Genomic DNA, 16,896 nt, shown 5'->3' with positions numbered 1-16,896 from the left:
CAGGGCGGAGAGGCCGTCGGGCCGCTTCCGCCGCATGCTCGACCGGCTGTCCAGCTCCCAGGAGGACCTGGAGTCAGAGGAACTGCGGGAGGACTCGCACGCCTCGGGCTGCACGCGCATCTCGGAGTGCACGGACCGGCAGATCGTCAAGGTGACTGGTACCTTGCGGACCGTCACCCTGCGCCCGCGGGCCGGAGTGCCCGCGCTGGAGGCGGAGCTCTTCGACGGCACGGCACCGCTCGACGTGGTCTGGCTGGGCCGGCGCTCCATCGTCGGCATCGAGCCGGGCCGCAAGCTCATCGCCTCGGGCCGTATCGCCATCAGCCACGGGCGCCGGGTGCTGTTCAATCCCAAATACGAACTCCGACCGCTCGGCAAGGAGTAGCCGGTGACGTCTCACGACAAGCCGACGTCCGACACGGACCAGCCCCACCGCACCGACCAGCAGGACGCCGAGGCGAGGGCCGTCACCGAGGCCGCTCTCTTCGAGGCCTTCGGCGGTGTGCGCGGCATGGTGGAGACGGTCCTGCCCGGGCTGCTCTTCGTCACGATCTTCACCCTCGACAAGAACCTGCACGTCTCGGCCATCGCGGCCCTGGCCGTGTCCGTGATCCTCGTCGCCGTACGGCTGATCCGCAGGGACACCGTCAAGCACGCCTTCAGCGGCGTCTTCGGCGTGGCCTTCGGTGTGGTCTTCGCGATGATGACGGGCAACGCCAAGGACTTCTACCTGCCGGGCATGCTGTACACGCTCGGCCTGGCACTCGCCTACCTCGTCACCAGCGTCGCCGGGGTGCCGCTCATCGGCCTGATCCTCGGCCCGGTCTTCAAGGAGAACCTCTCCTGGCGCACGAGGAACCCCGGCCGCAAGAAGGCCTACGCCAAGGCGAGCTACGCCTGGGGGCTGATCCTCCTCGCCAAGTGCGCGATCCTCTTCCCGCTGTACTGGTGGGCCGACACGACGCAGCTCGGCTGGGTGCTGGTCGCGCTCAAGATCCCGCCGTTCCTCCTCGCGGTGTACCTCACGTGGGTCTTCCTCGCCAAGGCGCCGCCGCCCATCGACGTCTTCGCCGAGATGGAGGCGGAGGAGGAGGCCGAGAAGGCCCGCAAGGCCGCGCGCGACGCACAGGCGGCGCAGACCGCCCAGGCCGCCGAGGCCCGCGGCTACGAGGCCTGACCGGCCCGCACACGGCATACGAGAGGGGCCCGGACCGTTGCCACGGTCCGGGCCCCTCTCGTGCATACGGCCCGCTCGTATCCCGCTCCGGCGCGCCCGCGTCCTTCCGTGCGTGACGCTCAGTCCGTGCGTGACGCTCAGTCCGTGCGCGCCGCTCAGTCGTCGGAGGGCTCGCGGCGGACCGACAGCAGGTCCTCCAACTGCTCCTCGCGCGCCTGCGCCGCCACGAACAGCAGCTCGTCACCGGCCTCCAGGCTCTCCTCGGCGTTCGGCGTCAGGACGCGCGTACCGCGGATGATGGTGACCAGCGACGTGTCCTGCGGCCAGGCCACATCGCTGACCCGGGTGCCGGCCAGTGCCGACTCCGGGGGCAGCGTCAGCTCGACGAGGTTGGCGTCACCGTGGCTGAACCGCAGCAGGCGGACCAGATCGCCGACGCTCACCGCCTCCTCGACCAGGGCGGACATCAGGCGCGGCGTGGAGACCGCCACATCGACGCCCCAGGACTCGTTGAACAGCCACTCGTTCTTCGGGTTGTTCACCCGGGCGACGACCCGGGGGACGCCGTACTCGGTCTTGGCGAGCAGGGAGACGACCAGGTTGACCTTGTCGTCACCGGTCGCGGCGATCACCACGTTGCACCGCTGGAGCGCCGCCTCGTCGAGCGAGGTGATCTCGCAAGCGTCCGCGAGGAGCCACTCGGCCATGGGCACCCGCTCCACCGAGATCGCGGTGGGCGCCTTGTCGATCAGCAGCACCTCGTGCCCGTTCTCCAGGAGCTCGGCCGCGATGGAACGACCCACCGCACCCGCCCCGGCAATCGACACGCGCATCAGTGACCGCCCTCCTCGGGACCTTCGGCAAAGGCCTCCTCGACCTTCGCGATCTCGTCCGTACGCATCATCACGTGGACGAGGTCGCCCTCCTGCAGAACCGTCTGCGACGTCGGCAGTATGGCCTCACCCAACCGGGTGAGGAAGGCGACGCGGACGCCCGTCTCCTCCTGCAGTGTGCTGATCTTGTGGCCGATCCAGGCCGACGTGGTGTGCACCTCCGCGAGCTGCACACCGCCGCTGGGGTCCCGCCACAGCGGCTCGGCGCCCGAAGGCAGCAGCCGCCGCAGCATCTGGTCCGCCGTCCAGCGGACCGTGGCGACGGTGGGAATGCCGAGACGCTGGTAGACCTCGGCGCGCCGGGGGTCGTAGATGCGGGCCGCGACGTTCTCGATGCCGAACATCTCGCGGGCCACGCGGGCCGCGATGATGTTGGAGTTGTCGCCGCTGCTGACCGCGGCGAAGGCCCCGGCCTCCTCGATCCCCGCCTCGCGCAGGGTGTCCTGGTCGAAACCGACCCCGCTGACCCGCCGGCCGCCGAACCCGGAACCGAGGCGGCGGAACGCCGTGGGGTCCTGGTCGATCACGGCGACCGTGTGCCCCTGCTGCTCCAGGGTCTGCGCGAGAGCGGCTCCGACACGCCCGCAGCCCATGATGACGATGTGCACCTCGCGCCTACCTCGCCGTCCTGGTCGTCCGGATGACCTGCGAAAACACCCTGCTCACATCTCTCTCTCCGCTTGCGGGGCAAACAATGGGGCAACGACCTTCGGCGTTGCCCGGGGTCGAGCTTATGCGGCCCCGCATCCGCCGCCTCATCCGAGTGTGCGTATCCCCGGGGCCGATGGGCAAAGCGGGCCCCGGGACGCGCCGGCGCCCGGCCCGCGCGGGGGCCGTGGCGCGGCCCCGCCGAGGCGACGGGGCGGATCCGACGGGGGGAGCCGCCTGCCGGCCAGGGCCCAGGAGCGACCGCGTCCCCCATGGCCGGCACGTGCCGGCCGTCCGGCCCGGACCGCTCTGATCCCACCTGCCCGCGCGCAAGGATTGCGTTAAGGATTCCATGGACTTTCCCGGTGAGGGCGGTAACTATGAAGGTTTTCCGGGGGCCGAGGGGGTGGTGCCTCGGCGGCGTGTCTCGACAGCGTTTACGATCCTCACCGTGTCCAAACTGACCGACGTGCCCAAACGGATCCTGATCGGCCGGGCGCTGCGCAGCGACAAGCTGGGGGAAACACTTCTCCCGAAGCGCATCGCGCTCCCCGTCTTCGCATCCGACCCGCTGTCCTCCGTGGCGTACGCACCGGGAGAAGTCCTCCTCGTGCTCTCCATCGCGGGCGTGTCGGCCTACCACTTCAGCCCGTGGATCGCGGTCGCCGTCGTGGTCCTCATGTTCACGGTCGTCGCCTCCTACCGGCAGAACGTGCGCGCCTACCCCAGTGGTGGCGGCGACTACGAGGTCGCCAACACCAACCTCGGCCCCAAGGCGGGACTGACCGTCGCGAGCGCCCTGCTGGTCGACTACGTCCTCACCGTCGCCGTGTCGATCTCCTCGGGCGTCGAGAACCTCGGCTCCGCGATCCCCTTCGTCATCGAGCACAAGACGTTCTGCGCCATCGGGGCGATCGTCCTGCTGACGCTGATGAACCTGCGCGGTGTCAAGGAGTCCGGGAAGCTCTTCGCCATCCCGACGTACCTCTTCGTGGCCGGGGTCTTCGTCATGATCCTCTGGGGTGCGTTCCGGGGCATCGTCCTCGGCGACACCATGCACGCGCCGACGTCGGACTACGAGATCAAGCCCGAGCACCAGGGAATCGCCGGCTTCGCCCTCGTCTTCCTGCTGCTGCGCGCCTTCTCCTCGGGCTGTGCGGCGCTGACCGGCGTCGAGGCGATCAGCAACGGTGTGCCCGCCTTCCGCAAGCCGAAGAGCAAGAACGCCGCGACGACCCTCGCGGCGATGGGCCTGCTGGCCGTCACGATGTTCTGCGGCATCATCGGCCTCGCCATGGCCACCGACGTCAAGATGGCCGAGAACCCGGCGAAGGACCTCATCCACAACGGCGCCGCCGTCGGTGCGGGCTTCACCCAGGACCCGGTCATCTCCCAGGTCGCCGCGGCGGTCTTCGGCGACGGGACGTTCTTCTTCGTCTTCCTGGCCGCGGCCACCGCTCTCGTGCTCTTCCTCGCAGCCAACACCGCGTACAACGGCTTCCCGCTGCTCGGCTCGATCCTCGCCCAGGACCGCTACCTGCCGCGCCAGCTGCACACGCGCGGCGACCGGCTGGCGTTCTCCAACGGCATCGTGCTGCTCGCCGGTGCCGCGATGCTCCTCGTCTGGATCTACGGGGCGGACTCGACGCGGCTCATCCAGCTCTACATCGTCGGCGTCTTCGTCTCCTTCACGCTCAGCCAGACCGGCATGGTGCGTCACTGGAACCGGCACCTGAGCACCGAGAGTGACCCGGCGCAGCGGCGGCACATGATGCGCTCCCGTGCGATCAACACCTTCGGCGCGTTCTTCACCGGCCTGGTCCTGGTCGTCGTGCTGGCGACCAAGTTCACCCACGGCGCCTGGGTCGCTCTGCTCGGCATGGTGATCTTCTTCGGCACGATGACCGCGATCCGCAAGCACTACGACCGGGTCGCCGAGGAGATCGCGGCGTCCGACATCCCGTCGGACGACACCATCAGGCCCTCGCGCGTCCACTCGATCGTCCTGGTCTCCAAGCTCCACCGGCCCACCCTGCGCGCCCTCGCGTACGCCAAGCTGGTGCGCTCGGACCACCTGGAGGCGCTGTCCATCAGCGTCGACCCGGCCGAGACCAAGGCGCTCAGGGACGACTGGGAGCGGCGCGGCATCGACATCCCGCTGAAGATCCTCGACTCGCCCTACCGCGAGGTGACCCGGCCCGTCATCGAGTACGTCAAGAGTTTGCGCAAGGACCGCCCGCGCGATGTGATCAGCGTCTACATCCCCGAGTACGTGGTCGGCCACTGGTACGAGCACCTGCTGCACAACCAGAGCGCCCTGCGGCTCAAGGGACGGCTGCTGTTCACGCCGGGTGTGATGGTGACCTCGGTGCCGTACCAGCTGGAGTCCTCCGAGGTCGCGAAGCAGCGGGCGCGCAGGCGTGCGGACTGGATCGCACCCGGATCGGTCCGCCGCGGGCCCGTCGAACGGCGGCACCACAAGGAAACGGGCACCAAGAGCTGACGCGGCGCCTCCGCTCGTGGTAAGCGGTCGGCCGGCACCCACGTAGACTCGTAGGTTGTTGTCCGGCCGCTTTTCCGTTCGCCGTTCCCCTTGATCTCTGGAGCCACCCCCTCATGCAGAACGAATCCACCTCGTCGCAGACCGGGGAGCAGCAGAGCGGGGAGTCGCTCGTCGGACGGGAGTACGAGGTCGAGGTCGGCCCCGTCGCGCACGGCGGCCACTGCATCGCCCGCACCGACGAGGGTCAGGTGCTCTTCGTCCGGCACACCCTGCCCGGCGAGAAGATCGTCGCCCGGGTCACGGAGGGCGCGAGCGACTCACGTTTCCTGCGCGCCGACGCGGTCACGGTCATCGAGGCGTCCAAGGACCGCGTCGAGGCCCCTTGTCCGTACGCGGGCCCCGGCAAGTGCGGTGGCTGCGACTGGCAGCACGCCAAGCCCGGAGCCCAGCGCCGCCTCAAGGGCGAAGTGATCGCCGAACAGCTCCAGCGCCTCGCGGGCCTGACGCCCGAGGAGGCCGGCTGGGACGGCACGGTCATGCCGGCCGAGGGCGACAAGCTCCCGCCGGGGCAGGTCCCCGCCTGGCGCACGCGCGTCCAGTACGCGATCGACGAGAACGGCCTGGCCGGACTGCGCAAGCACCGCTCGCACGAGGTCCAGCCGATCGACCACTGCATGATCGCCGCCCCCGGCGTGTCCGAGCTCGGCATCGAGAAGCAGGACTGGCCGCAGATGGCCACGGTCGAGGCCATCTCCGCCACCGGCTCCAACGACCGCCAGGTCATCCTGACCCCGCGCGAGGGCGGCCGGCTCCCGCTCGTCGAGCTGGACAAGCCGGTCTCCGTGCTCCGCGTCGAGGAGAAGGACGGCGGCGTCCACCGCGTCCACGGCCGCGCCTTCGTCCGCGAGCGGGCCGACGACCGGACGTACCGCGTCGGCTCCGGCGGCTTCTGGCAGATCCACCCGCAGGCGGCCGACACCCTGGTCCGTGCGGTCATGCAGGGTCTGCTGCCCCGCAAGAACGACATGGCGCTCGACCTCTACTGCGGCGTGGGCCTGTTCGCCGGCGCCATCGGCCAGCGCATCGGGGAGAAGGGCGCGGTGCTGGGCATCGAGTCCGGCAAGCGCGCGGTCGAGGACGCCCGTCACAACCTGAAGGACCTGGAGCGGGTCCGCATCGAACACGGCAAGGTCGACCAGGTCCTGCCGCGCACCGGCATCACCGAGTGTGACCTGATCGTCCTCGACCCGCCTCGCGCGGGCGCGGGCAAGGCAACGGTCAAGCACCTGGCCTCGCTGGGCGCCCGCCGCATCGCGTACGTCGCGTGTGACCCGGCGGCGCTGGCGCGGGACCTGGCGTACTTCCGGGACGGGGGATACAAGGTGCGGACGCTGCGGGCGTTCGACCTGTTCCCGATGACGTCGCATGTTGAGTGCGTAGCGATTCTGGAGCCTGCTGACAAGGGCGCCTGACCTGCGGGTTGAACGGTCCGGGTGGGTCGCTCGACCTGTTTTCCTCCGTGCAGCGGGTCGAGCGGACAGATCGCCCCTTGAAGGCGGGCCTGACCTGCGAATGTATGGGGAGGCGCTCGTATCGGCGACGCCTTCAGGGCCTCGTTCGGAAATTCTTGACGCTCGGATGACGCTCGAAGCGAGAGTCCCAACCTCCCGGACCTCCCCGGCTGGGGCCGTGCGGACCGGACTATCGGCATGGAGGGCGAGGAACTTCTCCTGGAGGCGGCGCGAGCCGCCATCCCGGTCCCCGGCTCTCTTGAGCCCAGCGTGCGCCAGTCCAAGCGGCAGAACGTGGCGCCGCGATCCGAGGTCTTGAGTGGCTGGTACCACCTCGCCACCCAGATACCAGTCAGGTATCATCGCTGTATGGCGATGACACTCCGACTCCCCGACGATCTTGATGCGAAGCTCACTGAGCGTGCTCGTCGAGAGGGCCGAAGCAAGCAGGAACTCGCTGTCGAGGCCATCCGAGACGCCCAGGACCGGGCCGAGCTGAAGGTCGACGATGTCCTGGCCGAGCTCATGGACAGCGATGCGGAGATCCTGGACTACCTGAAGTGACCGAAGTGCGCTACATCCAGATCGACGAGATCCTTGCCATCGCTCGCACGGTCAACGGTACCGACCACAGCGTGCGTGACATGGGACTTTTGGTGTCAGCGATCGAACGGCCCCGGACCAACGTGTTCGGAGCCGAGCTGTATCCCACGCTGCACGAGAAGGCGGCGGCACTGCTGCACTCCGTTGCCCGAAATCACGCCCTGATCGACGGCAACAAGCGCACCGCCTGGCTCGCCATGCGCGTCTTCCTGCGGCTCAACGGTGTCAGCGCCAGTACCGTCCCGCCACCTGCCTCCACTGCCGGCCCGTTCGTCGAGGAAGTCGCGCAGGACAACATGGATGTACCGGTCATCGCCAAGCGCCTGTCGGCATGGTTCCCCGTCTCCTGACAACGATGACTCACCTGTCAGCCGCCCAGGCCTCAGGCGGTATGGCGGCCCCGGCGTGGACCTGGCCGAAAAGGTCGCGACGACGGCAGAGGAAGGCCCGGCCGAACCCCCGCGCCTGGCGATGACCACGACCCTCACCGCCCCGGCCTGCCCCGCGGTGCTCAGCTGTCCGAACGGGCCGCCGATGCATGCTCAGGGCACGGCCGGACATCGGCGCATCACCGTGGCCTGCACACCCGCAGAACCACTCCGACGTCGATGCCGCTCCGTGGAGCGGGGCGTTGCCGGAGAGGCACCCGACCAGCCCTGGCGATCCGAGTGGGGCCAAGCGCGGGCGCGGGGCTTCGGCTGATGCGAGCACGGGGTGGTGCCGGCCGGGCCGGCTGCGGCGCAGGTGGACGAGACGACGGCCCGCAATGTCACCGACGCCGTCTGTCGCGCGCAAGTGGGCTCAGGTGCACCCTTGGTGGTGCCCCGTCTGGAAGGCCCGACCGCACCCGGCGAGGAATCTCGATGGGACTCTGTTCAAGTTTTCCTCTTCTGGCTACGTTACCTCCAGTAACAGATGCGGGCCTGTCTGACGGCCGCGCCGCCCACCCCTGCCTCTGGAGTTCATCATGACGCGTTCCGCTGTCCGTTGTCCTCGCCGTCGACGCCCCTTCGGCGTGGCCGTCCTTGTCGCCGTGGGGCTGGCCGTGGGCGTGCTGCCCGCCAGCCCTGGCTCGGCCGGCGCGAGCGAGATCCCGCAACAGGAACGGGAAACCGGCTCGGAGGAGCTCAAGGAGGTGTTCTTCGTGGGCAACAACTGGGAGGGCACCGCCGACGTCATCAACTCCCGTGGCGACTACGCCAGGATCGGCCGCATCGACATGATCCCCGACAAGAAGGAGCGCCTGTGGGAGATCTACCTCAACCCCGTCAGGCTCGCCTTCTTCCTCGGTATCCGGACGGGCCCGGGCGAGGGCCACGACCAGTACGTCGACGACATGTACACCACGAAGGACGGCAAGTCCGTCGTCGCCTCCCGGCCGAGCTTCGCCGACGTGGTCTCCATCGATGTGGAGAGCGGGAAGATCAACTGGCGCTTCCCGGTGTCCGGCTTCCGCTCCGACCATATGGCGGTCTCACCCGATGGCACCCAGGTCGCCGTCTCCTCGTCCACCTCCAACACCGTGCACGTACTCGACATGGTGACGGGCAAGGAGGCGGGCACGTTCAAGACGGGCGACAAACCGCACGAGAACGTGTACACCGACGGCGGCAAGTACCTCTGGAACATGGCCATCGGCGAGGTCAACACCGACATGGACGCGCCCTGGCAGGACTTCACCAAGGGAGACCGCCGCATCACCGTCGCCGACGCGAAGACCTTCGAGGTCAAGAAAATCATCGACATGCGCGAGCGGCTCGACGCCTTCGGCCGCAAGGACCTGTCCGACGCGCTGCGGCCCGTCGCCTTCACGCCCGACGAGTCGAAGATGTACTTCCAGGTCTCCTTCTTCAACGGTTTCGTCGAGTACGACGTGCACAACGACAGGATCACCCGGGTGAAGACGCTGCCGAAGAACCCGGACACCAGCGACGAACGCACCACCTACGTCAACGACTCCCGTCATCACGGCATGTCCATGAGCCCTCGGGGGGACAAGCTCTGCATCGCCGGGACCATGGACGACTATGTCACCGTCGTGAACCGCGAGACGCTGCAGGAGGGCCCACTCGTCGCCGCCTCCAAGCCCTACTGGGCCACAGTCAGCGGAGACGGCAAGCACTGCGTGGTGTCCGAGAGCGGCGCCGACCAGGTGACGGCGATCGACTTCGCCACCGGCAGGAAGGTCGTCTCGATCCCTGTCGGGGACCACCCGCAGCGGGTCCGCCTCGGCCACGTCCCCACGGACTGGACCGGCCCCGCCAGCGGCTGAGACGCTTCGGAGTCCGAGCCTCACGCCGCTTTGAACCCGAACCCGCAGCGTCCGGTCGTGCCCCCGCCGAACCGGGGCCGACGGTATGAGCGGACGCAAGCCGTCCGCTACCCGCGGCGCCGCGGCCAGGGCGGCGTAGAGCCCGCCGTGCCGGTGATGGTGTTCGTGCACCGGCGGCAGCTCCTCCAGCGACCGGACCGGACCATCCGCGCACAACGCCACGTCCGCGAGCTTGACCTCGCGTCCGCACGCCCTGGTCAGAGAGAAGTGGAACTCAGCACGGCTGCAGGGCAGTTCCGCAATGGACTTCACCGTGCAGCGCTCCGCCTCCGCGACGGCCGAGGGGCGGGTATGCCAGGTGTGACGGAGATACGCGTCCAGGGCGCGACTGCGCCGCTCCGGGGTGTCGTCGGCCGACTGACCCCGGAAGGCAGTGGCAGGCAGGGCAACCACCTCACCCGTTACATCGCCTACGGGTACATCCCGCACAGGCCGCGGTCCGACGCGCCCAGAATAGTTCGGCGTCGTGGCGCGCCTGGCCAGCGGCGCACAGTTGCACAGCCGTTCCAGGCGGATTGCCCACCGACCCGGGTGCGCCGATTACGCACATCGACGTGGTGGAGGGCAGGGTTCCAGCCGAGAACGGCTACATGGCCCCCGCGGAGCAGGTCGGATGAGGAGGCCTCCCCCATGAGAATCACCGTTGGCGACTGGACCGTGTTGATGACGGGTGAGCCGCTGCGCCTCACCCCGCGTTTCGACTTCCGGGACTTCCTCGTACGCGTGGCGGAGTATTCGAACGTGGAGGAACGCGGCGCGTTCCTTCTGGACACCTTCGGCAGTGGGCCGTGGCTGTGGGACACACCTGACGAACTCCGGTTCGATCGAGAAGACCGGGAGTTGGTCGGCGCCGAGTTCCAGGTCGCCGGTGAGGCCGCCGACCCCGAGGACTGCGCCCACCTGTCCGCGGCCCCCGCCGTCCACCCGGGAGGTCTTCGCGCCGCAGAGGTCCGCGACTTCCGCTTGGAGGTGACCACCGAGCTCTGCCGTGCCCCGGAGGATGCCGTATTGACCTGTCTTCGTGACCTCGATGTCTTGGACGAGCCGCTGGAGGCTCGCGTCGGTATCGCCCCGGACGTGGCACTGCTCGTTCAGGACGGTGCCGTCGTCGGGTGGAGCCTGACCGACCCGGTCCGGTACCTGACCACCGGGTTCGCCGCCCCCGACCCGGCTCCTCCCGCCCTGTCGACCCGGGTCCTGTTCACCGCGTGCATGGACCTCGTCACCACGCCGCGGCTGGAAGCGGTGCGGCGCCGTGATCCGGCCGCCGTGTCCGGTCTGCGGCAGCTTGACCGCAGGCTGCGCGACCAGCGTGAGGACCGGCACCGGGCGGACGCGCTCCTCGCCTTGATCGGCGAACTGGTCGAGGACTACGGGAGTCGGTGACGGCGACGGACGGCGGGCGACGTGCTCGCCGTCCGTCCGTCCGGCATCAGCAGGTCGGGACGCCCGGAAGCCAGCTGTCGGCGACGTCGATGAAGATGTTGGAGACGTAGCCGCCGTAGTCCGGCAGGTAGGACCAGGCGTCGTTGCTGTGGCCGTCGGCCTGGACGAGCTGGCCGTGCACCTGGCACTGCACGCGCACCGTCGTGGGATCCGGGAGCTGTGCGACCCGGGTGGACGTGCTGGTCGGCTGCTGGCGGACGTTGACGTCGGTGCCCCAGGTCGGGAAGGACGTGGTCGCCGCGCCCGCGCCGGTCCACAGGTAAGTGACGGTGACGTACCCGTTGTTGTTCAGGCCGACGTTGTAGAAGGTGCCGTCGGCGAGGTCTATGCCGGCCGGGTTGAGCACCCGGCGACCGAATTCGTCCAGCCCGCCGTTGTAACCGTCCTGATAGGCGGCCTGCGATTCCGGCTTGCCCTGCGGCAGGTCCTTGAAGGTCTCGCGGACGGAGGACGGATTCCAGTGGTCGTCGTGGGTGTTCCACGGGCCGACGTCCCACACCGGGGCGGTCTCGCAGCGCACCGGACCGCACACGCGGACCGAGTACTGGGCGCTGCCCTTCGGGGAGAGGCCGCGACGGGACGGGAGCGCCACGAAGTGATCATTGGTCACGATCACGTGCCCGTTCGCGGTGGTTCCGCCGACCAGGCCCTCGCGGGTGGCGTAGACGGTGGCCGTGTAGGCGGCGGCCGCGACGGCCCGCGGTGCCCCGTCGTCGAGTTCGGCACTCAGATGCAGGTCGCGCACGACCGGTGCGGCGCCGTCCGGGGCGGATATCAGGGTGACCCGGGTCTGCACCCGGGTGACGGCCCGGGGGAGCAGAGCCGGTGTGTCGGTGCTCGCTTCACGCCATTCGGTCCAGGCGCCCAGCCCGTCCCGTCCGCGTACGTCGACGGCGACCTCGGATCCGGCCGGAAGGGTGGCGTCGAGTTCGGGGGTGATCCGGTCCACCGCGCGGTCGAGTACGCGCTCGGGCACCAGGACCGTGCCCTGCCCCCGGGTGGTGCGGGCGGACGCGGGCCGCAGTGTGCGGTCGCGGAGGCGCAGCGTGCCGTCGGCGTGGCTCACGTTGGTCTCGTCGGCGGTCGGCGCGGACAGGTCCACCCGCCAGCCGACGCTGCCGAGCGGGGCGTCGCCGTCGGGCGCGGCGTCGCGGGCGGCGGCGGGTCCCGAGGCGAGGGTCAGAGCGGCGAGGGCCAGCAGGGACACGGCGACGGCCGGGCCGCGGCGGACGTGGACGGCGGCGGAACGGGATCTGTGGTTGCGGCGCACGGTGCGCCTCCTTCTCGGTGGGGGCGTGTGGGGCGTCATGAGCAGTGGGGTACGCCCGGGAGGGTGTTGTCGGGGGATTCGACGTAGATGTTGGTGATCCAGCCGCCGTACTGGGGCAGGTAGGCCCACCAGTCGTTGACGTAGGGAGGGACCGACACCCGTTCGCCCTGCCGCTGGCATCCGACGAGGACGTCCACCCCGGCGGGCAGGGTGGTGAGGGCGGTGGATGACGTGGTGGCGCCGCTGCGGACCCGGACGCCACTGCCCCAGGTGGTGAACCGGGTGCCGGACGGGCGGACGGCTCCGGGAACGTCCAGGGAATCGGTGAGCGCGGTGACCTTGCTGTAGGCGGACCCGTATGGAGTGCCGTCGGGGTGCAGGGTGAGGACGGCGACCACCGTCCGGTCGTCGGAGCCGACGGTGCCGGTGGTGTGCAGTGCGTCGGACGTCAGATCCAGCACGGGCGCCAGGCTGTCGGTGGATGTCCCCCGAGGCCTGTTCCCGCCGGTGCCGCTCGCGGCGGAGACGGACGTGCCGGGTGCGGCGGAGACGGACGTGCCGGGTGCGGCCGTCCGGGTCCCGGCGGCGGTGCAGCCCCCGGAAGCGAAGCCGGACCAGCCCTGCTTGACCGCCCCCGGCGCGTCGAACGCGGAAGGCAGCCCGAAGTGCTGGTCGAAGCCGTCGGTGGCGCAGCGGGTGGACCGGTGCAGGGACTCCAGGACGAGACCCCGTACCGGTGCCGGCGCCTCGTCGAGGAGGTAGCGGTAGACCCGGACGGTGTCTGCGGCGGTGGTCGCCGTGTAGCCCCAGTAGCCGGGGTACGCGGCCGGTGGTGGCGTGGTGCCGGTGAGTGCCAGGCGGAGCGCCATACGGGTGATCACGGCACTGCCGCCGCCCGTGGACCAGTAGTGGTTCGCGGCGTCGTCGTCGCTGCTGCGCAACATGGCGTCGAGGCGGTCCCGGTCGGCCTGGGGCAGGTCGTAGGCCGGGCCCCGGTTCCATAAGAAGTCCAGTGCCAGCAACAGCTTGACCACCGAGGCGGAACGGAAGGCGCGGTCCGCCTGGTACTGCTCGGTGAAGCGGCCGGTGAGCCTGTCGTACACGGCGACTCCCGCCGTGACGCCTGCCGGGATGTCCACGACGGTGCTGGTCCTCGTTCTGTCCGTCACCTGCCCGGCACCGGCGTCCGCCACCGTGGGCCCGACGGGTGACGGTGCGTTGCCGGCGGCGGCGGCGGTCGGAAAGGGCGGGGCCGTGGCGGGTGCGGCCACCGCCGGTCCGGTGAACGCGGCGATCAGCAGCCCGACCGCCGCGAGGGCGGTGACGGGAAGCGGCGGACGGCGGGCGGGGCGGACCGGGGGCATGGGAGTGGGGGCTCCTTCGAGGCGCGGGCGCACCCGGCCGGCGGCCCGGTGACGCTGTGGCACGTGGCGTCAGAGTGCTGGGGGCCGGGCCGTCGCGCAACACATTCGTTCCTGGTCGAAGAAGCCCGTCGCACGCTTGTCGGCTGCCCGGACCACCGCTACGTTCCCGACGTCTCACCGCCGCTCGGCCCGGCCGTTCCGACCGGGCCGCCTCCCCCCTAGGAGCAATCGTGAGGTTTCTCGGACGTCTTCCGGCCCTGGTCGCCGGAGCCCTACTGGCGCTCACCGCACTGTCGGCCGCCCCGGCACAGGCCGGCGAAGCCGGTGCGTCGGCCGCGCCCGTCTTCAAGGCGCCCTACCCCTGCGGCCAGCAGTGGACGTACAGCCACCACTCGGCCGAGGTGCGCCGGGCGCTGGACTTCGTACGTTCCGACGGCGGCGCGACGGCCGGCACCCCGGTGCTCGCCTCCGCCGCCGGCACGGCCACCCGCTACTCGCAGCCGAGCGGTGCGGGCAATTACATAGCGATCGACCACGGCGGCGGCTGGACCACGTACTACTTCCACCTTTCCGCGTACTCGGTGGCGAGCGGCGCGTGGGTCGCCCAGGGACAGCAGATCGGCGTCACCGGCAGTACGGGCAACTCCTCCGGGGCGCACATCCACTACGAGCAGCTGTACAACGGCGCGGGCCAGAACATCGTCATCAACGGCGTCGGCCTGGCCTACCCGGGCAGTTACTACCAGGCGTACCTGACCAGCGACAACGGCTGCGGTGGCAGCGGCTACCCGTTCAGCACCTGGGGCAGCGGGGTGAACGTCCGCGCCGACGCCCGTGTCACCGCCGCCGTCGTCACCACCCTCACCGGTCCGACGGCCGTACGGGTGCTGTGCCAGAAGCAGGGTGACACCGTCAACGCCGAGGGATACAGCAACAACTGGTGGAGCAAGCTGCGTGACCAGAACGGCTTCATCAGCAACATCTACATCGACCACCCGGACGCGAAACTTCCGGGCGTTCCGCTCTGCTGAGCCGTCTCGACGGCTCATGGAGGCCCAGGCCGAGCCGTGACCACGGCTCGGCCCGGGCCGGCGGGCGTATTCCGGCCGGGCCGCGGCGAGTTCGAGCCGAGGTTGCCGCGAGTGTGAGCATCAGCAGCCCGACTAACCTGACATGCATGCGTCATTTCCGTGATGCGCGTAGAGTCCCGACGGGCGGGCGCCGACGAGCACCCGTGACCACCGGGGGTGCGCCGTGCTACGGGTGGAATTCGCGAGCCAGGAGCTGGCCCGCCTGCGCGTCGCGGCCGGCGTGGACCCGCTCTGGGAGACCGCGCTCAGCCTGCACCTGCTCCAGAACCGCGAGGTGCCCCTCGCGTTCACCGCCTGGCGCCGCGAGGTGGGCGCGGCCCTGCGGCGATCCGGCCTCGTCGCCGTGACCCGTTCCCTGACCCGGCTGTGCCCGGACGAGTCGTACTTCCCCGACTTCCTGACGCCCGGCCGAGGTGACGCCGACCTCGACACCGGACTCGATCGGCTGCTCTCCACTCCCCGGCACCGTCTGCGCGCCGACATCGCCCGGCTGCACGCGCACACCGGCCATCCCGTCCCGGCCGGCGTGCGCCGGCTCGCCGACGGCTCCCCCGAGGCGCTGCGCCGCCTCGGCTCGGCTTTGCGCGCCTATCACCGGGTGGCCGTCGAGCCCTACCTGTTCGCCATACGCGCGCAGGCGGCGACCGACCGGACCGTACGGGCCGAAGCCGTCCTCACCCACGGAGCGGAGGGCCTGCTCACCGGTTACGACAAACTGCCCGGGTGGCGCTACCGGGACGGCAGGCTCCGGGCCCCGTACCCGGTGGATCGGGAACTTGCCTTGCGTGGAAGGGCGTTGACACTCATTCCGGCCTTCTTCTGTGTCCGCGCCCCGCTCGCCCTCGTCGATGAGGGACTGCCTCCGGTCCTCGTCCACCCGCTCTCGCCCGCGCCTGGCTGGATCGAACGCCGGCACCACGGCGGGGAGGTCCCGGTGGCGCAGCTCATCGGAGCCTCGCGAGCCGAACTGCTGCGGATGCTGGACCGCCCCATGACGACCATGGACATCGCCGCGGCGCTGCGGCTCGCCCCGTCGACGGCCAGTCGGCACGCCACCGTGCTCCGCGAGGCGGGCCTGCTGCTCTCCGAGCGCCAGGGCGTGCGAGTGCTCCACCACCGCACCCGGCTCGGCCGGGCGGTGCTGGAGGGCGGCTCGCGATGAGCGGCTCCCGTGCAGGGCGGGGACCCGGGCGAGGGAGAGCCGTCAGGTTCGATCACGGCTTACGCGCACGTCTGCGCCGGTCCTGTGGATGACGGTGCTCAGGTCTGCGAATGATCTTCGGTCTCGGACAGCGACCGCTCTTCATGAAACCGTGCGTTCCGGATGGGGCAATATCTATGGCCGCGAGGTCAGGGTTTAACGTGCTGTGCGGGGAATGTTTGTACCCTAACTGACAGAGTGCAATTGTTTATCGTGCCAGGGCCGTTACTTCATGCTACTGTCGATCTCAGTTGCAGTCGTGGTTCCCAAAACTCCAAGCGCCCTCGCCGGAATTATCGGCGACCGGAAGCGCTTTGTATCGCCGGGTCACCTTCCGGTCGGGGCATCATTGCGGCGACCCGGGTTCCTGGCATCGCGGATCCCGGCGTACTGCCCCAAAGGAGACATGACGTGGCATCAGGCACCGTGAAGTGGTTCAACGCGGCCAAGGGTTTCGGCTTCATCGAGCAGGATGGTGGCGGCGCCGACGTGTTCGCCCACTTCTCGAACATTGCCGCCCAGGGCTTCCGCGAGCTGCTCGAAGGCGAGAAGGTCATCTTCGACATCGCGCCGGGCCAGAAAGGCCCGATGGCCGAGAACATCGTTCCCGCCTGAGGCTTTCACGCACTTCGTAGCTGGGGCCCGCATCCCTCGGGGTGCGGGCCCCAGCTACGGACATGTTCCGCAGTGGTGTCCCCTGAGTGCCGCCTGTATCCCTTCTTCAGGGATCCGTGCCTCTTCGGAGCTGCAATCGGTCGAAGTCCGGGATTGCACGCCCCACGCGGCGTCATGCGCTTCATGGCCCTCCTCCTGCGTCATTGCGCCAGGTGCACTGCACCAGATCCACTGCACACCAG

General features: G+C 69.7%; 15 protein-coding genes. 11 read left to right on the top strand and 4 right to left on the bottom strand.

Annotated features, from left to right (window positions below):
• Window positions 1-34 precede the first annotated feature (34 nt).
• Window positions 35-385, top strand: a complete 351-nt coding sequence (locus QFZ58_RS09650) for an OB-fold nucleic acid binding domain-containing protein (protein WP_307128811.1) — start codon at window positions 35-37, stop codon at window positions 383-385.
• A gap of 3 nt (window positions 386-388) precedes the next feature.
• A complete protein-coding gene (locus QFZ58_RS09645; protein WP_307124514.1) occupies window positions 389-1,177 on the top strand; it encodes a DUF3159 domain-containing protein in 789 nt (262 codons plus the stop codon).
• A 155-nt stretch (window positions 1,178-1,332) separates the two neighbouring features.
• On the opposite strand, the gene QFZ58_RS09640 is transcribed toward QFZ58_RS09645, so the two are convergent.
• Together QFZ58_RS09640 and QFZ58_RS09635 are read right to left on the bottom strand one after the other, a co-directional pair.
• A complete protein-coding gene (locus QFZ58_RS09640; RefSeq protein ID WP_307124513.1) occupies window positions 1,333-2,010 on the bottom strand; it encodes a TrkA family potassium uptake protein in 678 nt (225 codons plus the stop codon).
• Window positions 2,010-2,678 carry a TrkA family potassium uptake protein gene (locus QFZ58_RS09635; protein ID WP_307124512.1) on the bottom strand — a complete coding sequence of 223 codons (669 nt, stop codon included), beginning with the start codon at window positions 2,676-2,678 and terminating at the stop codon, window positions 2,010-2,012. Before QFZ58_RS09635 ends, QFZ58_RS09640 begins: the two co-directional genes overlap by 1 nt.
• Before the next feature lie 491 nt (window positions 2,679-3,169).
• Between QFZ58_RS09635 and QFZ58_RS09630 the strand changes: the two genes are divergently transcribed.
• From QFZ58_RS09630 to QFZ58_RS09605, 6 genes are all read left to right on the top strand, one after another.
• The gene (locus tag QFZ58_RS09630; RefSeq protein WP_307124511.1) at window positions 3,170-5,221 is read left to right on the top strand and encodes an APC family permease; all 2,052 of its coding nucleotides are present in this window, start codon (window positions 3,170-3,172) and stop codon (window positions 5,219-5,221) included.
• 113 nt (window positions 5,222-5,334) lie between these two features.
• Complete coding sequence (locus QFZ58_RS09625; protein ID WP_307124510.1) at window positions 5,335-6,693, top strand: class I SAM-dependent RNA methyltransferase; 1,359 nt, start codon at window positions 5,335-5,337, stop codon at window positions 6,691-6,693.
• 408 nt (window positions 6,694-7,101) lie between these two features.
• Window positions 7,102-7,296 (top strand): ribbon-helix-helix protein, CopG family, encoded by a 195-nt coding sequence (locus QFZ58_RS09620; protein WP_030703572.1) that lies wholly within the window; start codon window positions 7,102-7,104, stop codon window positions 7,294-7,296.
• Entirely contained in the window at window positions 7,293-7,685 is a 393-nt protein-coding gene (locus QFZ58_RS09615; RefSeq protein WP_307124509.1) for a type II toxin-antitoxin system death-on-curing family toxin, read from the top strand. The genes QFZ58_RS09620 and QFZ58_RS09615 overlap by 4 nt, the downstream gene beginning before the upstream one ends.
• A gap of 617 nt (window positions 7,686-8,302) precedes the next feature.
• A complete protein-coding gene (locus tag QFZ58_RS09610; RefSeq protein WP_307124508.1) occupies window positions 8,303-9,607 on the top strand; it encodes a YncE family protein in 1,305 nt (434 codons plus the stop codon).
• 690 nt (window positions 9,608-10,297) lie between these two features.
• Window positions 10,298-11,053, top strand: a complete 756-nt coding sequence (locus tag QFZ58_RS09605; protein WP_307124507.1) for a hypothetical protein — start codon at window positions 10,298-10,300, stop codon at window positions 11,051-11,053.
• Window positions 11,054-11,099: 46 nt separating this feature from the next.
• On the opposite strand, the gene QFZ58_RS09600 is transcribed toward QFZ58_RS09605, so the two are convergent.
• On the bottom strand, window positions 11,100-12,383 hold the full coding sequence (locus QFZ58_RS09600; protein WP_307124506.1) for a hypothetical protein: 1,284 nt from the start codon (window positions 12,381-12,383) through the stop codon (window positions 11,100-11,102).
• A 35-nt stretch (window positions 12,384-12,418) separates the two neighbouring features.
• Window positions 12,419-13,747, bottom strand: a complete 1,329-nt coding sequence (locus tag QFZ58_RS09595) for a hypothetical protein (RefSeq protein ID WP_307124505.1) — start codon at window positions 13,745-13,747, stop codon at window positions 12,419-12,421.
• Window positions 13,748-13,977: 230 nt separating this feature from the next.
• Here QFZ58_RS09595 and QFZ58_RS09590 point away from each other — a divergent pair, with 230 nt between their 5' ends.
• The 3 genes from QFZ58_RS09590 (at window position 13,978) to QFZ58_RS09580 (ending at window position 16,654) form a co-directional block, all read left to right on the top strand.
• A complete protein-coding gene (locus tag QFZ58_RS09590; RefSeq protein WP_307124504.1) occupies window positions 13,978-14,778 on the top strand; it encodes a M23 family metallopeptidase in 801 nt (266 codons plus the stop codon).
• Between the two features lie 232 nt (window positions 14,779-15,010).
• Window positions 15,011-16,000: a helix-turn-helix domain-containing protein gene (locus QFZ58_RS09585; RefSeq protein ID WP_307124503.1), complete on the top strand. Its 990-nt coding sequence runs from the start codon at window positions 15,011-15,013 to the stop codon at window positions 15,998-16,000.
• Between the two features lie 450 nt (window positions 16,001-16,450).
• Window positions 16,451-16,654, top strand: coding sequence for a cold-shock protein (locus QFZ58_RS09580; RefSeq protein ID WP_307124502.1), 204 nt, complete (start codon window positions 16,451-16,453; stop codon window positions 16,652-16,654).
• Window positions 16,655-16,896: the final 242 nt, after the last annotated feature.

The organism is Streptomyces sp. B1I3, from assembly GCF_030816615.1.
In the GTDB taxonomy this organism is placed as follows: Bacteria; Actinomycetota; Actinomycetes; order Streptomycetales; family Streptomycetaceae; genus Streptomyces.
The sequence above is the reverse complement of the archived record's forward strand: the minus strand, read 5'-3'. Positions and strand labels throughout refer to the sequence as shown.